General features: G+C 71.7%; 13 protein-coding genes. 7 read left to right on the top strand and 6 right to left on the bottom strand.

What is annotated here, in order from left to right:
* Positions 1–6: 6 nt before the first annotated feature.
* On the bottom strand, positions 7–1,257 hold the full coding sequence (locus tag EV186_RS31820; RefSeq protein ID WP_133853218.1) for a cytochrome P450: 1,251 nt from the start codon (positions 1,255–1,257) through the stop codon (positions 7–9).
* A 206-nt stretch (positions 1,258–1,463) separates the two neighbouring features.
* Here EV186_RS31820 and EV186_RS31815 point away from each other — a divergent pair, with 206 nt between their 5' ends.
* Both EV186_RS31815 and EV186_RS31810 read left to right on the top strand, forming a co-directional pair.
* Positions 1,464–2,213, top strand: coding sequence for a thioesterase II family protein (locus EV186_RS31815; protein WP_208115884.1), 750 nt, complete (start codon positions 1,464–1,466; stop codon positions 2,211–2,213).
* A gap of 6 nt (positions 2,214–2,219) precedes the next feature.
* Positions 2,220–3,443, top strand: coding sequence for a nucleotide disphospho-sugar-binding domain-containing protein (locus EV186_RS31810; protein ID WP_133853217.1), 1,224 nt, complete (start codon positions 2,220–2,222; stop codon positions 3,441–3,443).
* A gap of 21 nt (positions 3,444–3,464) precedes the next feature.
* On the opposite strand, the gene EV186_RS31805 is transcribed toward EV186_RS31810, so the two are convergent.
* Positions 3,465–6,287, bottom strand: coding sequence for a helix-turn-helix transcriptional regulator (locus EV186_RS31805; RefSeq protein WP_133853216.1), 2,823 nt, complete (start codon positions 6,285–6,287; stop codon positions 3,465–3,467).
* Positions 6,288–6,416: 129 nt separating this feature from the next.
* On the opposite strand from EV186_RS31805, the gene EV186_RS31800 reads away from it, so the two are divergent.
* Positions 6,417–6,638: a hypothetical protein gene (locus EV186_RS31800; protein ID WP_133853215.1), complete on the top strand. Its 222-nt coding sequence runs from the start codon at positions 6,417–6,419 to the stop codon at positions 6,636–6,638.
* A gap of 40 nt (positions 6,639–6,678) precedes the next feature.
* On the opposite strand, the gene EV186_RS31795 is transcribed toward EV186_RS31800, so the two are convergent.
* Complete coding sequence (locus EV186_RS31795) at positions 6,679–9,789, bottom strand: AfsR/SARP family transcriptional regulator (protein ID WP_133853214.1); 3,111 nt, start codon at positions 9,787–9,789, stop codon at positions 6,679–6,681.
* 938 nt (positions 9,790–10,727) lie between these two features.
* Positions 10,728–11,081, bottom strand: a complete 354-nt coding sequence (locus EV186_RS31790; RefSeq protein ID WP_133853213.1) for a hypothetical protein — start codon at positions 11,079–11,081, stop codon at positions 10,728–10,730.
* Between the two features lie 191 nt (positions 11,082–11,272).
* Between EV186_RS31790 and EV186_RS31785 the strand changes: the two genes are divergently transcribed.
* The 4 genes from EV186_RS31785 (at position 11,273) to EV186_RS31770 (ending at position 16,272) form a co-directional block, all read left to right on the top strand.
* On the top strand, positions 11,273–12,631 hold the full coding sequence (locus EV186_RS31785) for an iron-containing redox enzyme family protein (protein WP_133853212.1): 1,359 nt from the start codon (positions 11,273–11,275) through the stop codon (positions 12,629–12,631).
* Positions 12,628–12,960, top strand: coding sequence for a Rieske 2Fe-2S domain-containing protein (locus EV186_RS31780; protein ID WP_133853211.1), 333 nt, complete (start codon positions 12,628–12,630; stop codon positions 12,958–12,960). The genes EV186_RS31785 and EV186_RS31780 overlap by 4 nt, the downstream gene beginning before the upstream one ends.
* Positions 12,961–13,021: 61 nt before the next feature.
* Positions 13,022–14,125 (top strand): class I SAM-dependent methyltransferase, encoded by a 1,104-nt coding sequence (locus tag EV186_RS31775; protein ID WP_166659421.1) that lies wholly within the window; start codon positions 13,022–13,024, stop codon positions 14,123–14,125.
* Positions 14,122–16,272: an AfsR/SARP family transcriptional regulator gene (locus tag EV186_RS31770; RefSeq protein WP_166659420.1), complete on the top strand. Its 2,151-nt coding sequence runs from the start codon at positions 14,122–14,124 to the stop codon at positions 16,270–16,272. Before EV186_RS31775 ends, EV186_RS31770 begins: the two co-directional genes overlap by 4 nt.
* On the opposite strand, the gene EV186_RS31765 is transcribed toward EV186_RS31770, so the two are convergent.
* Together EV186_RS31765 and EV186_RS31760 are read right to left on the bottom strand one after the other, a co-directional pair.
* A complete protein-coding gene (locus tag EV186_RS31765) occupies positions 16,232–17,533 on the bottom strand; it encodes an APC family permease (protein ID WP_133853208.1) in 1,302 nt (433 codons plus the stop codon). The genes EV186_RS31770 and EV186_RS31765 overlap by 41 nt on opposite strands.
* A gap of 74 nt (positions 17,534–17,607) precedes the next feature.
* Positions 17,608–18,822 carry a pyridoxal phosphate-dependent aminotransferase gene (locus EV186_RS31760; protein WP_133853207.1) on the bottom strand — a complete coding sequence of 405 codons (1,215 nt, stop codon included), beginning with the start codon at positions 18,820–18,822 and terminating at the stop codon, positions 17,608–17,610.
* Positions 18,823–18,831 lie beyond the last annotated feature (9 nt).

Here is an 18,831-nt window from a genome sequence, read left to right as displayed (position 1 = left end):
GCGACCTCATCCACCCGAAGCTCGAGCGACCGGGAACTGCACCATGCCGCGGATGATGAACGACTTGCGACGCCGGATCGGGCCGATCCGGCGCAGGTCGGGCAGCCTGCGCGCGATGGCGGCCAGGGCGACCTCGCCCTCCAGCCGGGCCAGCGCGGCGCCGAGGCAGAAGTGGATGCCCAGGGAGAACGACAGCAGTTCCCGGCTCGGCGGGCGCGTGATGTCGAACCGGCCGGGGTCGGGGTAGACGACCGGGTCGCGGTTGGCCGCGCCCGCGAGGATCGCCAGCTGGCTGTCCACCGGCAGCACGACGCCGTCGAGCTCCAGCTCCTCCTGCGCGATCCGGCGGTACTGCTGGGTCGGCGTCTCGAACCGCAGCGTCTCCTGGATCACCGCCGAGGCAAGGGAAGGATCGTCGCGGAAGGCGTCCCACTGCTCGGGGTGGGCCAGCAGCAGGTGTGTGGCGTTGGCGATCAGGTTCACCGTCGTCTCGACCCCGCCGAGGGTGAGGAACGCGCACAGCGGGATCAGCTCGGCCATGGTCAGCCGGCCGTCGTCGAGCGCGGGCAGCAGGTCGCTGATCAGGTCGTCGCCCCGCTCGGCCTGGCGCAGCGCGATGATGTCGGCGAACATCGCGTGCATCTCGGCGGTCGAGCGGGCCACGTCGGCCATCAGCTCCACCGACGGCTCCCCGTCGACGAGGTGCATCATCCGCCGGGTCAGCCCGAACAGCGTCCGCCGGTGCGCGTCGGGCACGCCGATCAGCTCGCCGATGACGTACATCGGCAGCTGCTGCGCGAACGCCGTCATGAAGTTGAACTTGACCGGCCCGGCGAGGACCTTGTCGATCAGCTCGTCGCAGAACCGCTCGACGCGCGCGCGCCACGGCTCCATCTGACCGGGGTTGACCGCGTGGATCGTCAGCTTGCGCAACCTGCTGTGGTCGGGCGGGTCCAGGCCCAGCAACGAGTTGTCGAACTCGACGGACTGCGGCGCCTGGTCCCCGTTCACCATGCGCACGCCGAAGCGGCGGTCCCGCAGGATCTTGCCGGCCAGGCCGTGATCGGCCACCAGGTACGTGCCGAGCGCGCTGCGGGTCAACGGCCCCCGCGCGCGGATCTGTTCGTAGAGCGGGTAGGGATCTTCGGGCGCGCGCAGCAACAACGCATACGGATCGCCCTGCTCGCCCGCCGTCCAGACGAACTCGCGCCAGACGTCGAGCTGCAGTTGCGTCCGCTGGATCGTGTCCGTTGCCATCTCCCGCTCCCGCACGTGGTCCAGCCAAGGCAGTCCGGTACCCGCGGCCCACGTAATCCCCGGCGCACCCCTAGCAACAACCCCTACCGGCACGGATCGCGTGGTCAGCGCCCGTGCGGGCGCCCGCACGGGCGCGGGCTAGGGGTTGTCGCCCGCCCACGGGCACCGCACGGTGGCGGGGACACCACTGACAGACGGGAACGGACATGCTGGAAACCGCCGAGTCAACGGATCTGTGGTTGCGCCGCTACTTCCCCGCGCCGCAGGCACCGCACCGCCTTGTCTGCCTGCCGCACGCGGGCGGCTCGGCCAGCTACTTCCTGCAGGTCTCCCGCATGCTCGCCCCGGGCATCGACGTGCTGGCCGCGCAGTACCCCGGCCGCCAGGACCGGCGCAGCGAGCCGTGCGTGGCCACCGTCGCCGAGCTCGCCGACCGGCTCGCCGCCGTGATCAAGCCCTGGGCCGACCGGCCACTCTCGTTGTTCGGGCACAGCATGGGCGCGGTGTTGTCGTTCGAGGTCGCGTACCGGCTCGAAGCCGAGGGCGTCGAGGTCGCCAAGGTCTTCGCCTCCGGCCGGCGCGCCCCCGGCACGCACCGCGACGAGCGCGTGCACCTGCGCGACGACAACGGGCTGATCGCCGAGCTCAAGTCGTTGGCGGGCACCGATTCCCGGGTGATGGACGACGACGAACTGCTGCGCATGGCGTTGCCGTCCATCCGCAGCGACTACAAGGCGGTCGAGACCTACGAGTGCGTGCCGGGCCGCAAGATCGCCGCGGACGTGCACGCGCTCGTCGGCGACGCCGATCCGAAGGCCACGGTCGAGGAGGCGCGGCGCTGGGCCGAGCACACCACCGGATCCTTCGAGCTGAGCGTGTTCCCGGGCGGTCACTTCTACCTGGACCAGCACGTGCCCGCGGTGCTCGACGCGATCACCACCGCCGTGCGGGGGTGATCGGGCGTGCGGGTCCTGTTCACGGTCTCGGCGTGGCCGACCCACTACGCGTCGATGATCCCGATGGGCTGGGCGTTGCAGGCGATGGGCCACGAGGTCCGGGTGCTCTGCCCGCCGTCGCAGGCCGCTCAGCTGACCGGTGCCGGGCTGATCCCGGTGCCGGTGCCGGCCGGCATGGACGTGGTGACCCGCAACTGCCTGCAGTACTACCAGGAAGCGGTGACGGGGATCTTCCCGTTCCCGTGGCTGCCGCTGCACCCGGTCACGCGTGAGCCGATGACGAGCCTGGCCGACTTCGACGTCGAGGACTACCGGCGCACGGTGGAACCGGAACTGGCGCGCGAGACCGGCCGGGGCTGCGACGCGGCGGTCGGGTTCGCCCGGCGGTGGCGCCCGGACGTGGTGGTGCACGATCCGACGAGCCTGGAAGGCTTGCTGGCCGCCAAGGTCTGCGGCGTTCCGGCCGTGCTGAGCTTGTGGGGTCCGGTCGGCACCGACGAACTCGCGCACAACCAGGTGGTGCCCAACGACTTCAGCGGCGCGTTCCCCCGGTACGGCTTCGGTGAGTTCAGCACCGCCATGATCGAGCACGTGGTCGACCCGTGCCCGGCCCCGTTGGCGCCGCGGACGAAGGCGAACCGCCTGCCGGTGCGGTACGTGCCGTACAACGGGTGCGCGCCTGCCCCGGACTGGCTGCTGGAACCCGTGCGGCGACCGCGGGTGTGCCTCACGTGGTCCACCGCCCTGGCCACCATGATCGGCCCCGCGGCCGGCTTGCTCCCGCACCTGCTCGCCGTACTGTCCGAAATGGACTGTGAGGTGGTGGTGACGGCCACCGCTCGCGATCTGACCGGGCTGGGTCCGGTCCCGTCGTCCGTGCGCGTGCTGGAACGGCTGCCGTTGCACCTGCTGCTGCCCAGCTGTGCCGCGGTGGTGCACCACGGCGGCAGCGGGACCGCGATGACGGCCCTGTGCGCCGGCGTCCCGCAACTCGCCATCACGTTCCTGGCCGAGACGACCCTGACCGGCGCCCGGCTGGCGGCGGCGGGCGCGGGCCGGCACCTGATGGGTCACGAAGCGACCGCGACGGCCGTGCACGACGGGGTCGCCGCCCTGCTGGCCTCCCCCCGCTACCGCGTCGCGGCCGGTCACCTGGCCGCCGAGATCCGGCTGCGGCCCACGATGGCCGACCTCGTGCACGACCTGGAGAAGCTCGCCGTGCCGGCGTGACCCCAGCCAGCCGGTATGGGTTCAGCCGGGCGTGCTCCGACGGGACACCGCCATGTGCGTGTCGTCCGGGACGAGGTCCACGCCGACGGCGTCGTAGCGGGACAGCTCCGACAGAAGATCCGTGCGCCGCATGACGTTCAGCTTCTTGTAGACCCGGGTCAGGTGTTGCTCGACCGTGCTGACGGTGATGTAGAGCTTGCGCCCGATCTCCCGGTTCGCGTAGCCGTACGCCGCCAGCTCCGCGACCTTGCGCTCCGCCTCCGACAACGCCGCGATACCGCCCGACGGCGGTTCGTCGGGCGTGGCCTCCCGGGGGACGCGGTGGACCGGGATCCGGATCTCCTCCACCGCGAGGACATCGGCTTGGCACGCCTTGCCCAGCTGCTCGGCCTTGCGCAGGACGAGCCGCGCACTGGCCAGCTGCCCCAGCTCCTGGTGCACCTGGCCGAGATCGGCCAGCGTCTTGGCCAGCTCCAGGCGGTCACCGCACCGTTCCAGGTGGTGCGCCGAGTCCCGCAGCAGACCCACGCGTTCCTTGGGCTCGCTGCACGCGGCCAGCACCCGCATCGCGGTGCCGCGGTTGCGCAGGCCACCGCTCGCCTCGCCCTTGGCCAGCTGCGCCGTCACCAGCACCTTGGCCTCCTTCTGCCGGCCCAGCCGCAGCAGGGTCTGCGCGATGTCACCCCGCCACGGCACGGTGGCGGGCACGTCGAGCCCGTGGGTGCGGGCCCACGCGGCGCTTCGCTCGAAGTCCTCCAGCGCGGCCAGGGTGCGCCCCGCCGCGAGGTTGTGGTGCCCGCGCGCGTGCAGGTAGCGCGGGCCGAACGCGGTGTCGAACATCGCCTCGGGCACCGGCCGGTCCAGCAGCTTCGCCGCCTCGTCCAGCTTGCCCATCGCCGTGTCGACCAGGACGAGGATCGACAGCGGGTAGCCGATCAGCACGCCCCAGCTCTGCGTCGGCAGCATCGCCAGCGCCGCGGTGGCCCGCGCGTGTGCCGTGACGAGGTCGCCCCTGCGGTAGGCCAGGTCGGCGCACACGCAGCCGAGCAGCGCCTGCCACGTCGTGGCCTGCCTGCCCTCGGCCTCCTCGGCCAGCGCGCCCGACCAGTACAGGGCGCGCTCCTGCCGGTCGGTGTGCTCGAGCGCCAGCAGGGCGGTCATCCCGACTTCGGCGGGAACGTCGCCGACGCAGCCCTGCAGGATGTGCTCGGCGCAGTTGACGACCTCGCGGCCGGCCCCGCGTGACCAGGCCGCGTTCAGCCGGGCCGTCTGCACCCACGGGTTCGCCGATGGGGCGCGGTCGGTGCTGGTGAGCAGCGGGTACACGTCGTCCGGCAGCCGCTCGCGCAGCGAGCCGTAGACCCATTCGCAGGTCAGCCGCAGCTCGGCCGTCGTGCGAGCGTCGAGCGGGCCCGCGCTGGCCGCCATCGCGCTGAGCCGGGTGATCGCGGCGTCGAGGTCGCCCTGCCACAACGAATGCCGGATCACCGCGACGGCGTCGCGCCAGCCCAGCCGACCGGCGTCCAGCGCCTCGTGCAGCGGGGCCAGGTGCCGGACGGCGATGGACGGGTTCACCCGCCACGCCACCCGCACCAGCGCGGCCCGCAACGTCGCGCGGTCGGCCTCGTCACCGGTCGTCTTGATGGCCAGCTCCAGGCACTTCACCGCGAAGGCGGGGTCGTCGGCGACGGCCTGCGCGGCGGCGTGGCGCAGGGCGCGCACGGCCCACGGTCCGGGTACGGCGTCCGCGGCGACGAGGTGCGCGGCGGCGGCCGCCGGGTCGATGCCGTACTTGTCGAGCAACTCGGCGGCACCCACGTGCAGGGCGGCGGCCTCGTCGGGCGGCAGGCTGCCGAGCACGGTCGCGGCGATCTCGTCGTTGCGTAATCGCTGCCCGTCGGCGATGCCCGCCGCGGACAGGACGTCGAGCACCTGGTTCACCTGCTGCGGGCGCAGCCGCAGCAACTCGGCCAGCAACTCCGTGCCGACGTGCGCGCCCAGGACCGCGAGCCCGCCGGCCACGCGCAGGAAGCTCGAGTCCCAGCGGTGCAGGCAGTCCAGCACCGTCTGGCGGAACGCGCCGCCGATCACCGGCCGCCGCGCCTGCGGGTCGAGCCGGTCGCAGTCCTCGACCAGCGCGCGGGCCAGGGCCGGGTTGCCACCACTCGTCTCGTGCAGCCCCGCCGCGAGGCGAGCGGCCCGGCCGGCGTCGAGCCCCTCGGTCGCGAGCTCGCGGACTCCGTTCTCCGACAACAGGTCCAGGCTGATCCGCTGGTCCGGCTGCCGGGTCACCTCGGCGCGCAGGAACGGCCGGGCCATGCTCGGCCGGTACCACTCCGTGAGCAGCAGCATGACGCGCTCGGTGCGCATCCGGCGCCGCATGTACAGCAGCACCTGCAAGGTGGCGGCGTCCACGAACTGCAGGTCGTCGATGGCCAGCACTACCGGCCGGTCCTTGGCGAGGTCGAGCAGCACGGCGCACAACCCGTGCACGGCGCGGGCGTCGACGGGCCGCATCGGGGCCGGCTCGGCGTCGTGGTCGTCGCCCGGGCTCGGCGCCGCGTCGACGAGCCGGTGCACCCGCTGCAGCACCTCGGGCGCCAGCGCGGCGCTGCGGAACAGCTGCCACATCACGCCCATCCGCAGTTCGCGCTCGTCCCGAGCCCCGCTCGCCGACAGCAACAACGCGCCCCGACCGGCCGCGTGCTCGCCGAAGCTGTGCAACAGGGCCGTCTTGCCGCACGCCATCCCGCCGCTGATCAGCACCAGCCGGCCCTTGCCCGCGACGCAGTCGGCGAACGCCGCACGGAGCAGCCCCTGCTCCTCACGCCTCTCGACCACCATGAGCTTCTTCCCGTCTTCCCCAGCCGTCCTCGAAGCCGCAACGGGTGCACGCTCGCGCCGCGCTCTACTGATCCCCTATCGACGGTCGAGAGCCGATGAGGAGAGCACTGGGGTTGACTGAGCCCATCGATGGAGCGACCGGAGAAGGTGGACGACGTGCGGGACTTGCGGTGGAAGGTCAAGACCACTGTGGTCGGGGTGGCCCTGCTCGCCGTGACCGGCGCGGGAGTCGTAACGGCGACGAACCTCGAGGCGACGGCGAGCGCCGCCCCCTACCCGGACGCACTGTGCGTCGTCATCCCGCCGCTGCCGCTGCCGCCTGACGTGAACCCGTGCGACATGCACTGGTGACGTCCGGGCACGCGCCGGGCCGCCGGCCCGGCGCCCGCGATCAGGGGCCGCCGGCCCCGCTCTCGGCGAGCGTGCCCGCGTCCTCGAACTCGGCGAGCAAGCGGGCCGCCTCTTTGGACTGAAGGCCGCGCAACAGGTCCCGCGCCCGCTCCGCCCGTTGCACCGCGACCCCGCCACACCCCGGGGCGGCGTTCGGGACGGACTGCAGGATCAAGGTCTTCGCCAGCCACAACGCGGAACCCAGCTCCTCGAACAGGGTCTCCGCCTCGGTCAGGTACCCCGCTCCCACCACCACGTCCGCACGCGCGAGCCCGATCTCGCCGAGCAGGTACAGCACCTGCCCCTCGACGAGCCGCTCGCCGATCATCCGCGCGAGCGCGAGCGCCTGCTGCGCCGTGGCCTCCGCGTCGTCGAGGCTGCCTTCGCGGTGCAGTGCGACGCCGAGCCCGTACAGCGCATAGGTTTCGCCGATCCGGTCGCCGATCTGGTTAACCAGTTGGCGCACCCGGGCCAGTTCCCGGCGAGCGGACTCGAAGTCGCCGGTCTCCATCCGCAGCGAGGCGTACCGGTAGCGCACCTGCGCCTCGCCGCGCAGGCAACCGACCTCGCGGCAGATCGCCAGCGACTCGTCGAGCAGCTCGCACGCCCGGTCCGTGTCGCCTTCGTCGATCCGGAACGCGGCGATGCTGCGCAGCACCTGGGCTTCGCCCATCCGGTCCCCGACCACTCGCATCAGGGCCAGCGACTCCTGGTACTTGGCCAGCATCGCGACCGAGTCGCCGTGCATCCCGTCCACGAGCGCGGAATTGCGCAGCACCAACGCCCGGCCGTGCTCGTCGCCATCCGCCGTGAACATGCCCAGCGCCTCGGCGAAGCGCTTCTCCGCGTCCGGCAACCGCTTCTGGGCGAGGTCCAGCGTGCCCAGCGAGTACAGCATCGCGGCGTGACCACGGCGGTTGCCTGCCCGCTCGGTGACCTGGAGGCCGAGCATCGCGGTTTCCCGCCAGTCGTCGTAGTAACCCTTGACTTCGAACAAGGTGGTCGAGGTGAGCGCGAGGTCCCAGCACAGCTCGTCGAGTCCCTCGGCCGCCGCGTGCCGCACCGCGGCCACCAGCGCGGCCCGCTCGGCGTCCCACCAGTCCATCAGGTTGTCCGCGGCGACGAGCCGCGCGCCGTCCGGTGGATACCAGCGCGGCGCGGTGCCGTGCAGGACCGTGTAGTCACCGCCGTACTCCTCGCGGTGCGCGCGCTCGGTGAACGCGAGCCACGCGGCGAGCACGCGGTGCAGCGCCTGGTCGCGTTCGGCCACGGGCTCGGCCTCGAGCAGCCGCTCCATCGCGTAGATGCGGATCAGGCTGTGGAAGCGGTAGCGCAGCCGCTCACCGGGGTATTCGACCGCGTCCAGCAGCTGGGCGTCGACCAACTGCTCCAGGACCTCCTCGGCGACGGCCAGCTCGGTGTCGAGCAACGCGGCCGCGGTCCACGCCGGCAGGTCCGGGGTGCGCAGCAGGACGAACAAGCGGAACAGCCGCTTCGCCTGCGGCGCCAGGCTCCGGTAGGTCAGGTCGATGTTGAAGCGCAGGCCGAGCCCGCGGTAGGTCAGCTCGTCGAGCCGGCCGGCCTCGTCCTGCAACCGGGCCACGAGCGCCGCGATCCGCCAGTGCGGGCGTGAGGCCAGGCGCGCGCCCGCGATCCGCAGCGCGAGCGGCAGCCCGCCGCAGATCCGGACCAGCTCCCGGGCCACGTCCTGCTCGGCACGCACCCGCGCCGGGCCGATGATCTTGGCCAGCAGGCCCAGGGAGGTCTCGGCGTCGAGCACGTCGATGTCCAGCCAGTGCGCGCCGAACAACCCGGACAACCGCATCCGGCTGGTCGTGATCACCGCGCAGGTCCCGCTGCCGGGCAGCAGCGGGAGCACCTGCTGCTCGCTGGTCACGTCGTCGAGCACGACGAGCACGCGCTTGCCCGCCAGCGTGCTGCGGTACAACTCGGCCCGCTCTTGCGGGTCGTCCGGGACCGCCGCGCCCTCGACGCCGAGCGCGCGCAGGAACCGGGCCAGCAACGTCGTCGTGGAGTCCTCGCCCGCCGGGCTCGCGAGGTCGCCGTAGAGCTGGCCGTCCGGGAACAGCTCGCCGAGCTCGTGCGCCACCCGCACGGCGAGGCTGGACTTGCCGACACCGCCCTTGCCGGAGATCGCCACGATCCGCATGGCGTACTCGTCGAGGTCCTCCTCGGCCAGGAGTTGCTTGATGGCGGCGATGTGGGCCTCGCGACCGGTGAAGTCGGCGACGCTGGGGGGCAGCTGGCGTGGCACCGCCCCCGGCACCGGGTGGCGCGTGGTGCGCGGGCCGGCCGGGCGAGCGGGCTGGCTCGGCACCACCACGGCGCCCGTCGGGCGCAGGTCCAGCGACGGATCGCGGTTGAGGATCGCCGTCTCCAGCCGCTGCAGGTCGTGCCCCGGCTCGATGCCCAGCTCGGCGACGAGGGTGGCCCGGGTCCGCCGGGCCGCCTCGAGCGCGTCGGCCTGGCGGCCGCACCGGTAGAGGGCGAGCATCCAGAACTCCGAGAGCCGCTCGTTGAGCGGGTACTCCTCGACCAGGGCGGCCAGCTCACCGCAGATGGCCTCGTGCCAGCCGAGCGCGAGGTCGATCCGGATCCGCTTCTCGATCGCGGTGATCTTCCGGGCCGCGAAGGACGCGGCTTCGCGTTGCACGAGGTCGCTGTCGATGTCGGCCAGCATCGGGCCGCGCCACAACGCGAGGGCCGTGCGCAGGGTGGCCGCCGCGTCCGCGAGCCGGCCCCGGTCGGCTTCCCCGCGGGCCTCGGCGACCAGGTCGGTGAACCGCTGGCTGTCCAGGTCGGTGGGCGCGACCTCCAGCAGGTAGCCGGGCGGGCGGGTCTGGATGGCGTCGGGACGGCCGTCCTTGCCACCGAAGAGCTTGCGCAGGCTGGAGATGCTCGTTTGAATCTGCGCGCGGGCGGTCTCCGGCGGGGCCTCGCCCCACAGGGCCTGGATCAGCAGGTCGATCGGCGTGACGCGGTTGGCGTTCATGGCGAGCACGGACAGCACGACTCGCTGCCGTGGCCCGCCGATGCTGACCAGACTTCGTCCAGTGGCAAGCTCCAGCGGGCCGAGTAACCGCAGTTTCATCCATGCTCCCGGCACCGCCGACCCCGATCAACGCATTGCCGACCCTAGTGGAAAGAAACCGCCGTTGCTATGACCGGTGATTCACGCATGTAAATCTTTCGACCACAGGGGGTAATAACACTTCACCGATGGCTACCAAGACACCATTCGGAGTACGAACGTATTCCGCCGCTGTTATCTGCCCGCGCCGGTCTTGTCAACATACGATGTTCGGTATCTGAAGCACAGGTCAGGACGCTCGTGAGCCCTCTACCTGCAGGCACGGGCATCGACCGGCCCGAAGCCTTCCGCCGCCCGGAATTCTTCGCCCGCTGAAGCGATCGGGTTCTCCCAACGCCGGGCCACGCGATCAAGAGAATCGATCAGCGGCACCGTTGGCGGGTACTCGACGAGGCCCTTTCGGCCGAGACCTTCGCGCAATTGTCGGCGAATCCGAATTGGCGAAATCCCGGGGAAACCCGAGGTCAGAGGCGCGCGACGTGCTCGGATCCGACCATCGCGCGGGGACGCCGACCTCGCCGGCACGAGCAGGCCCGCCGGTCATCCAGGCTTGTCCAGCCTTGTCCAGACCGCCGTCCGCGCACCTGCTCCGGCTGCTTGGCTCGCCGCCGCCGCGAACCCAGGGGGTGCCGATGCGTAGCGAAGAGATGACGTGGGCCGTGCCGGCATGGCCGGCGCCACGGCTGTGGCGGTCCCGGGCGGTCGGCGACCTCCCGAGTCGGTGACCGCTGTGCCAGGTCGGCGTCGGGCGACGACGCGGTGGAGCGGTCCGCGCGATGGGCGAAGCGCGAAGCCGTCGGGCGGTGATCAACAAGACTCGACAGGGAAGGGGTAGCCCCCGGCCGCTGCCACTCGAGCAGGCGCCGCGATGCACGGACCGTGGTTAACCGAGCACAATACGCACTGTCGCCGCCGGCCAATGGCTTGCCGTTTCGGCGTTACACCGACACGCCGGGATACATCATAATAGATCCATAAGGATGAGCTGCCTTGTCACACACCCGGTCGCGATGATAAAGAGGCGAAAATAAGCCCGTTGCGACGGTTCGACTACAAATATCTTTGCCTATTGCATTCGCCTCACGATTGTGCGACCAAGGCGCAACGGAAAGGGTCTCGGGGGCCGGTCGACTCGTCCGTCCGGCGGCGGCGGGCCGCGGTGGAGTCCAGTCCGGATTGATCTCACCAGCGGCTTCGCCGCCGAACGCCGCTGCCACCACACCGCTGACCAGGGACATATACGCCGGCTGCACCGGCCTGTGCATCAATGTTTTTTCGATGTATGCACTCACCGGTAAATGATCCACACCGCGTCCTGCTACACCGTTCGGCGCAACTGGTTGAGCCATTTATGGTCACCTGAATGGAAGCACTTCAAAACCGGTCTGGACACGTGACGCACCTACCGGGAATAGTGCATCACCAATCCGTTGCGGATCTCTTGGGGTATTGGTGAACCGCTCTTGACTGCTGGAGGACGTCGATGACTGCGTTGGGCTTGAATCATGACGAGTCCGTTAGCCAGCAGATCACCAGCTACGCCGACAATGACGTCTACCGACCGCAACCGGCCCCGTACGTGGTGGACAACCCGTACCGGCGCCCGCTCGACCGCGCACGGCTTGCCGGGATCGACTGGCAGCGACCGCTGACCGAGGACCGGTTCACCTCCGACGACAGCCTGCTGGCCAACCGGCTGCTCATGAACATCTACGAGAGCGACTCGATGTTCCTGCCGATCGACGGCCTGCGGGGCAAGGAACGCGACTTCGCGGCCTTCTACGACCCCGGCAGCCGCGTGCTCGCCGACCGGATCCGGCCCACCGCCGAGCGGTTCGCCCTGGGCTTCCTCGAGGAGTCCGTGCAGGTCAACGGCCACTGGGACGAAGCTGGCACGCTCAGCCACCTCGAGGCCACGATCCACGAGGCCACCACCGCCGACTTCCCGGTGCAGACCGCCATCGAGCAGGCCGCCGACCCGCGCCGGGCCGCGGAGATGCTGATGGTCCAGATGGCCCTCGACGGCCTCACCGAGGCGACCGCCATGTCGCAGAACCTCGGTGGCGCCTTCGGCCCCGAGCAGAGCGAACTGTTCAAGATCTTCATCGACGAGTTCGGCTACGGCGTGTTCGACGCCAAGCACAGCAGCCTGTTCACCGACCTGTGCCGCAGCGTCGGCATGCGGACGACCCCGCACCACTACTGGTTCTTCTACCTGCCGTCGTCGATCGCGGTGAACAACTACTTCTACCGGGTCACCCACGACCGCACCGGGTTCTTCCGCTACATCGGCGCGATGGCGTTGCTGGAGGCCACCTTCGCGCCGTGGTTCGCCCGGCTGACCACGGCGCTGCGCGGGGTGTTCGGTGACGCGGTGGACACCCGCTACTGCGACGAGCACGCCCACATCGACCAGCACCACGGCCGGATGGCGGTGCACGAGTTGCTGATGCCGCTGGCCCGCAAGCACGGCCCGGTGGCCACGCGCGGGCTGATCCGCGGCGTCGAGGAGATCCGGCTGCTCAGCTCGCTGGCCGACGCGGACCTGCTGGCCCAGCTGGCGTGGACCCCGACCACGCGACCTGCCCGCTCCGCCGCGGACCTCGAGCAGGCACCCGGTGCGCCGGAGATCCGCGACCTCGGGCCGGCCACGGCGTTCGAGACGCGGGTGGCCGACGCCGACACGTCGGTGGACGTGAGCAGCGGCAGCGTGCAGCTGCACTTCAGCGGCACCGGCGACCCGCTGACGGTGGCCGCGGGCAGCGGGGTCACCGTGCCCAAGGGCAGGTTGTACGGGCTCGCCGCCGACGCGGACGCCGTCGTCGTGGTCAGCACCCGATGAGCCGCAGCATCCGCGTCGAGCTGAACTGGCCGCAGGAGAACACGGTCATCGTCGGCGACCGGCACTTCTTCGCCTACGACCGGTCCGGCGCCGTGCACGTGATCGCCTCCCGGTGCGCCCACCGCGGCGGGCCACTGCACCTCGGCCGGATCGAGGACGGCAAGCTGCGCTGCCCGTGGCACGGCAACACCTTCCGGGTCGACCGGCTCTGCGCGCGCGGGGTCGCGGTCGTGCAGCGCGGCAGCAAGGTGATCGCCTACCTGCCCGTCACCGACCCGGACGCCGACGAGTCCCCCGCCGTCGTCCACTCCATCGTTCTGGCCGAGTGATCCCGGCCCAGTCCCATCTTTCCGCACAGCCCAGGCTGTGATGAGCCGAGTGAGGTCGTCCGTGACCCAGCAAGCCGAACTCTCCATGTCCGATCCGGGCAGACTCGCACCCGCCGGTCCGGGCCCCGACACCGCGGAGCTGGTCAGGTCGTTGACGGCCAGGGGTGAAGCCCTGCTGCACGGCTCCGCGGCGGGCGAGGCGGTGGAGTGCCTGCGCATCGCCAGGATGCTGGCCGGTCCCGGTGACGAGCGCCCGGCCCGGCTGCTGAACCGGGCCATCCGCCAGGTTGTGCCGCGCTGGCACTTCGCGATGATGAACGACCACGAGCGCAACGCCGCCTACGAGGAGGCGATCATCGCCACCGTCCGGCCGGGTGACGTGGTGCTGGACATCGGGACCGGGTCGGGACTGCTCGCGTTGCTGGCCGCCAAGGCGGGCGCGAGCATGGTGATCACCTGCGAGGCCGAGCCGGTGATCGCGGCCGCCGCACAGCAGATCGTGCTGGCCAACGGCTACGCCGACACCATCACGGTGATCAACGCCCGGTCGACCGCGTTGCGCGTCGGGGTCGACCTGCCCACGCGGGCCGACGTGCTGGTCACCGAGATCTTCGACTGCGCGCTGCTCGGCGAGCACGCCCTGCCCGCGCTGGAGCACGCGCGCCGCGAGCTGCTCACCCCTGACGCCCGGCTGGTGCCCCGGCACGCCCGGCTGCTCGGCCAGCTGGTGGAGAGCGACCGGCTGCGCTCGCACAACAACGTGAGCGTCGCGTGCGGCTTCGACGTCAGCACGTTCAACCAGTTCCGCTCGACCGAGTACTTCTCGACCTACCTGCACAGCCACGACCACCGGATGCTGACCGCGCCGTTCGAGCTGCTGAAGGTCGACTTCGGCACCGACCTGCCCGCGGGTACGAGCGAGGTGAGCGCGCTGCCGGTGTCCGACGGGATGTGCGACGCGGTGGCGATGTGGTTCGAGCTGGACCTCGCGCCGGGGGTCTCGCTGTCCAACGGCCCGCACCACCGCTACACCCATTGGCGCCAGGCCGTGCAGACCTTCGACACGCGGCTGCGCTGCGAGGCGGGGTTGCCCGTGGCCCTGAACGTCTCGCACGACCAGGAACGCGTCCACGTCCGCCCCTGCTCCCCCACGGCCGACTGGTGAGCGGCACCCGCGTCGCCGAGCCGGTCCACCGCCGCGCCGACGCCGAACCGGGCGCCCGGGTGCGGACCGGCGGTCGCCAACGCTCCACTTCGGACACACCGGTGGAGCGGCCGGGCCCGGTGCGCTTCCGCATCCTCGGTTCGCTGGAGTACCACGACGGCACGACGTGGCGGCTGATCGGCTCGGCCAAGCAGCGTTCCCTGCTCGCCGTGCTGCTGCTCAACGCCAACCAGGTGGTCGGCGTCGACCGGCTGATCGCCGAGCTGTGGCCGGACGGGCCCGCCGCCACCGCGAGCGGCCTGCTCGCCGGTTACGTGTGGCGGCTGCGCACCGCGCTCGGCGACCAGGCGGGCACGGTGCTGGTCACCCAGTCGCCCGGGTACCGGCTTGTGGTCCCGTCGATGTCGCTGGACGTGCACGAGTTCGAGGCGTTCGCGGTCACCGCGCGCTCGCGCCAGGCCGCGGGTGACCTGGCGGGGGCGGCCGAGTCGTTCGCCGCCGCGATGGCGCTGTGGCGGGGCACCCCGCTGGCCGATGTCGCGATGACCCCGGCCGTGCTGGCCGAGCGGGCGCGGCTGGAGGAAGCGCAGCTGTCGGTCGCCGAGGGCAGGCTCGGCGTGGGCATCGAACTCGGCCACCACGAGTCGCTGTTGCCCGAGCTCAAGCTGCTGGTCGCCCAGTTCCCGCTGCGCGAGCGCCTGCACGCGCACCTGATGCGTGCCCTGTACCGGTGCGGTGATCAGGCCGACGCCCTCGGCGCCTACCGCGACCTGCGCCGGCTGCTGGTCAGCGAACTGGGCATCGAACCCACCAAGCCGCTGCGCGACCTGCAGCAACGCATCCTGCAAGGCGATCCGGCGCTGCTCGGCAACACCGAGCAGCGGCCAGCACCCAGCGCGTCAGGACCACGGCTGCACCGCGGCCCCGTCGTCACGAACGAGCGCGACGAGGAGGTGTTCGGCCGCGAGGAGGAGCTGGCGGCGGTGACCACGCGGCTGGTCGAGGACCGGGTCTGCGTCGTGCACGGCTTCGCGGGGGCGGGCAAGTCCGCGCTCGCCGCGCTCGCCGCGCGCCGGCTGGCCGACCGGTTCCCGGACGGTCAGGTCCACCTGGACATGCGCTCGTCCACCGACGTCACACCCTTGCGGCCGGTGGAGGTGATCGGCTCGCTCGCCCAGGCCACCAGCACCGCACCGCGGCCCCAGGACGGCGCCGACGGCTGGCCGACCGCGGCCGCCGGGTTGCGGCTGCTCGTCGTGCTCGACGACGTGCACCGCGCCGATCAGGCCCGGCCGCTGATGTCGCCACCACCGGGCTGTGCGCTGCTGGTCGTGTCCCGTGCGCCGCTCGAGGTGACGGGGGCCCGCTCGTACGTCCACGTTGGACGGTTGTCGGCCGCGGCCTCGATCCGCCTGCTGCGTGATTCCCTTGGCGCACACCGCGTCGACGCGGAATCCGGCGCCGCGGGCGAGCTGGCCCGGCGCTGCGAGTACCTGCCGCTGGCGCTGCGGATCGCGGCGACCCGGCTGGCCGCGCGGCCGTCGTGGTCCTTGCGCGACTTCGCCGACCGCCTCGCCGACCCGCGCTGCCGGCTCGACCTGCTGGCCAGCAGCGAGCTGAGCGTGCGGGCGAGCCTGCGCGGCGGGCTGCGGCTGCTCGGCCACCAGGACGACACCGACGCGTTGGCGGCCCTGCGGCTCCTCGGCGCACTGGACATGCCGCTGCTGGGCCTCGACGTGCTGGCCGCGTTGCTGCGCCGCGACCCGAACACCGCACGGGGCATCGCCGAACGGCTCGTCGACGCGGGCCTGCTGGAGACGCCGGGGGTGGACAGCTACCGGGTGCCGGACCTCGTCCGGCTCTTCGCCCGGGAGCAGCGGGACGTCGACGTGGACATCCCCGGCGCGATCGGCAGCGTCGTGGAGTACTACCTCGGCGCGATCCGCAGCCGCCTGTCCACGATGGACTCCAGCCGCAACGGCGCGCGAGCCGCGGCGGTGGCCGAGGGAACCTCCTGGTACCGCAAGGAGATCTCCTCGCTGCGGTCGCTGGCCATCCAGGACCGGACCGACACGCTGCACAAGGCCGTCGATCAGCTGCGCTGGTTCATCCACGGCGGCCGGCTCTCGACGGACCGCCTCGGCTGAGCTCACGGCGGCACCGGACCCGGTGCACGACCGTCCCGGCGACCAGCAAGGCCGCCGGATACAGCAGCAACCAGCCGAAACCCGCAAGCACCACGGCCACGGGGACCAGCGCCGCCACAGAGAGCACACGCGCCCCTCGGCCAGGGAAGAGCCGCGCGTGCGCGAGCACGGAGACCGCGTAACCGCTGACGAAGTTGACCGCCGACAACCGGAACATCGTCTCGAGCGACACCAGGCCCGCCGCGTGGGCGACCAGCGCGATCCCGAACGTGCCGCACAGCAGCAGGACCGCGGCCACCGGCGTGCGGGTGCGCGGGTGCAGCACGCGCAGCCGCGCGGGCAGCAGGCCGTGGCGCGCCGCGTCGAAGCCGATCCGGGACGCGGCCCAGGTGCCGCTGACCAGCGTGGCCAGCACGACGACGCCACCGACCACGGACATCACGACGCCCACAGCGTCTCCGAGCCCGCCACCGAACACCCGCGCGAGCACCGCAGCGAGCGGCGCACCGCGCAGCCGTGGATCGCCTGCGGGCAGCGACGTCTGCACGGCGAGGGCCACCGCAGCGTAGAGCGCCACGACCACCATGTACGTGATCGCGAGCGCACGCGGGACGTCGCGGTGCGGGTTGCGGTACTCCTCCGTCGTGGCCGCGAGCAACTCCCAGCCGGTGAAGGCGAAGAACACCAGGCCGACCGCGGGCAGCACGTCGGTCCAGTGCGCCGGGACGCCGACCCGCCCGGCCGGCGTCCAGTTCGGCGCGAGCACCGCGGCCACCACGACCGCGCTCACCAGGACGAGCAACACACCGGTGAGCGCCGACTGCACACGGGCGAGCGTGCGCGAGCCGAGCACGTTGAGCAGGGCGACCACGACGACGCAGCAGGCCGCCGCGGGCAACGCCAGCGCCCCGGCGCCGGGCAGCGCGGCGAAGTAGCGCCCGGCCGTCACCGCGATCGCGGCGCCGCCGAAGGCACACGCGCCGAGCAGCAGGAACACCGTCGGCGCCACCCCGGCCGGACCGAAGGCCGCCGCGGCGAAGCCCACCACCCCGCCGGCGTTCGGGTGCCGGCCACCGAGTCGCGCGAAGATCACCAGCAGCGGCGCGACGACGACGGCGGCGCCCAGCCACGCGAAGATCGCGGCCGGCCCGAGCAGCCCGTAGGCCAGTCCGGGCAACACAAGCAGCCCGCTGCCGACCACGGTGGTGACGCCGACCCCGACTCCCCGGGACACGGTCAGCGTGCGGGCCAGCTCGTGCATCGCGCCCGGCTCGGGGTGCGGGAGGACGGGCCGGGTCGACCGGTCCCCGGTCGATCCGGCGGGCGGCGCGGCGGTCAGCGGGGTGAGGTGGCGTCGATCAGGTCGCGGACCGCCGCGATGCCCCGCGCCACCCGCTCGGGCGACTCCGTACCCACTGAAATCCGGACGTACCGGTCGCACGACTCGCCGTAGGCCAGCCCGGCGACCACGCTGACCCCGCTGTCGCGGAGCAACCGGTCGGCGAACGCCGTCGAGTCGAGCATCGACGTGCCGAGCGAGGCGAACAGGTAGAACGACGCCGACCCCGGCAGGGTCCGCACGCCGAGCGCGTCCAGCTGCCCGGCGACCTCGTTGCGCAACGCCACCACCCGCTGGATCTGCGGGCGGGTGTGCTCGAGGATGTCGTCGAAGTGCTCGGCCACGTACCGGCACAGGATGGTGGGCGCGCACGTGATCAGGTGCTGGTTGATCTTCAGCACGGCGTCCATCAGCCTCGGGTGCGAGAGCACGTACCCGATCCGCCACCCGGAGATGCCGTAGTTCTTCGACATCGAGTTCACCGTGACGGTGTGCTCCTTGTCCGGGTCGAACGCCCCGCACGAGCGGAACGGCTGCCCCGGCGGCACGAACTCGTTGTACGCCTCGTCGGCGATCAGCAGCATGCCGTTGTCGTGCACCAGGTCGTGCAGCGCGGCGAGTTCCGCCTCGCTGTAGACCCGCCCGGACGGGTTGTTGGGGTTGTTGATGATCAGCGCCCGGGTCCGGGGTGTCACATAGCGGTGCAGGTCGTAGATGCTCACGTCCTGGGGCACCATCACCGGCACGCCACGGCACAACCGCACCTGTTCGGGGTAGCTGAGCCAGAACGGCTCCGGGATGATCACCTCGTCGCCCGGCTCCAGGGTGGCCAGCAACACCATGTAGATGGCCACCTTGGAACCTGCGGTGACGATGATCTCCCGGTCCGGGTCGACCGGCACCTGGAACTTGTCCTGGTAGTAGCCCGCGAGCTTCGCCCGCAGCTCCGGCAGGCCGCGCGAGTGCGAGTAGTGGTGCAGGCCGGTGCCGCCCCCGCCGTCGGCCCCGGCGCCCTCGAGGTCGCCGAAGGTCGGCACCTTCAGGTCGAAGAACGCCTCCCCCAGCGACAGCGTGATCACGTCGCGGCCGGCCGCCCGCATCTCGTAGACCAGGTTGTTGTGCTTGATGGACAGTGCCTGCCCGACCCGGTCCATCAGCGTCGACCCGTGCATCGGCGATCGGCCGGTCCGCGGCTCCAGGTAGGTGGTCATCCGGGGGCT

It is taken from the genome of Labedaea rhizosphaerae (assembly GCF_004362825.1).
Taxonomy (GTDB): Bacteria; Actinomycetota; Actinomycetes; order Mycobacteriales; family Pseudonocardiaceae; genus Labedaea; species Labedaea rhizosphaerae.
Note: the sequence above shows the minus strand (reverse complement) of the source record. Positions and strands in the feature narration are given on the sequence as shown.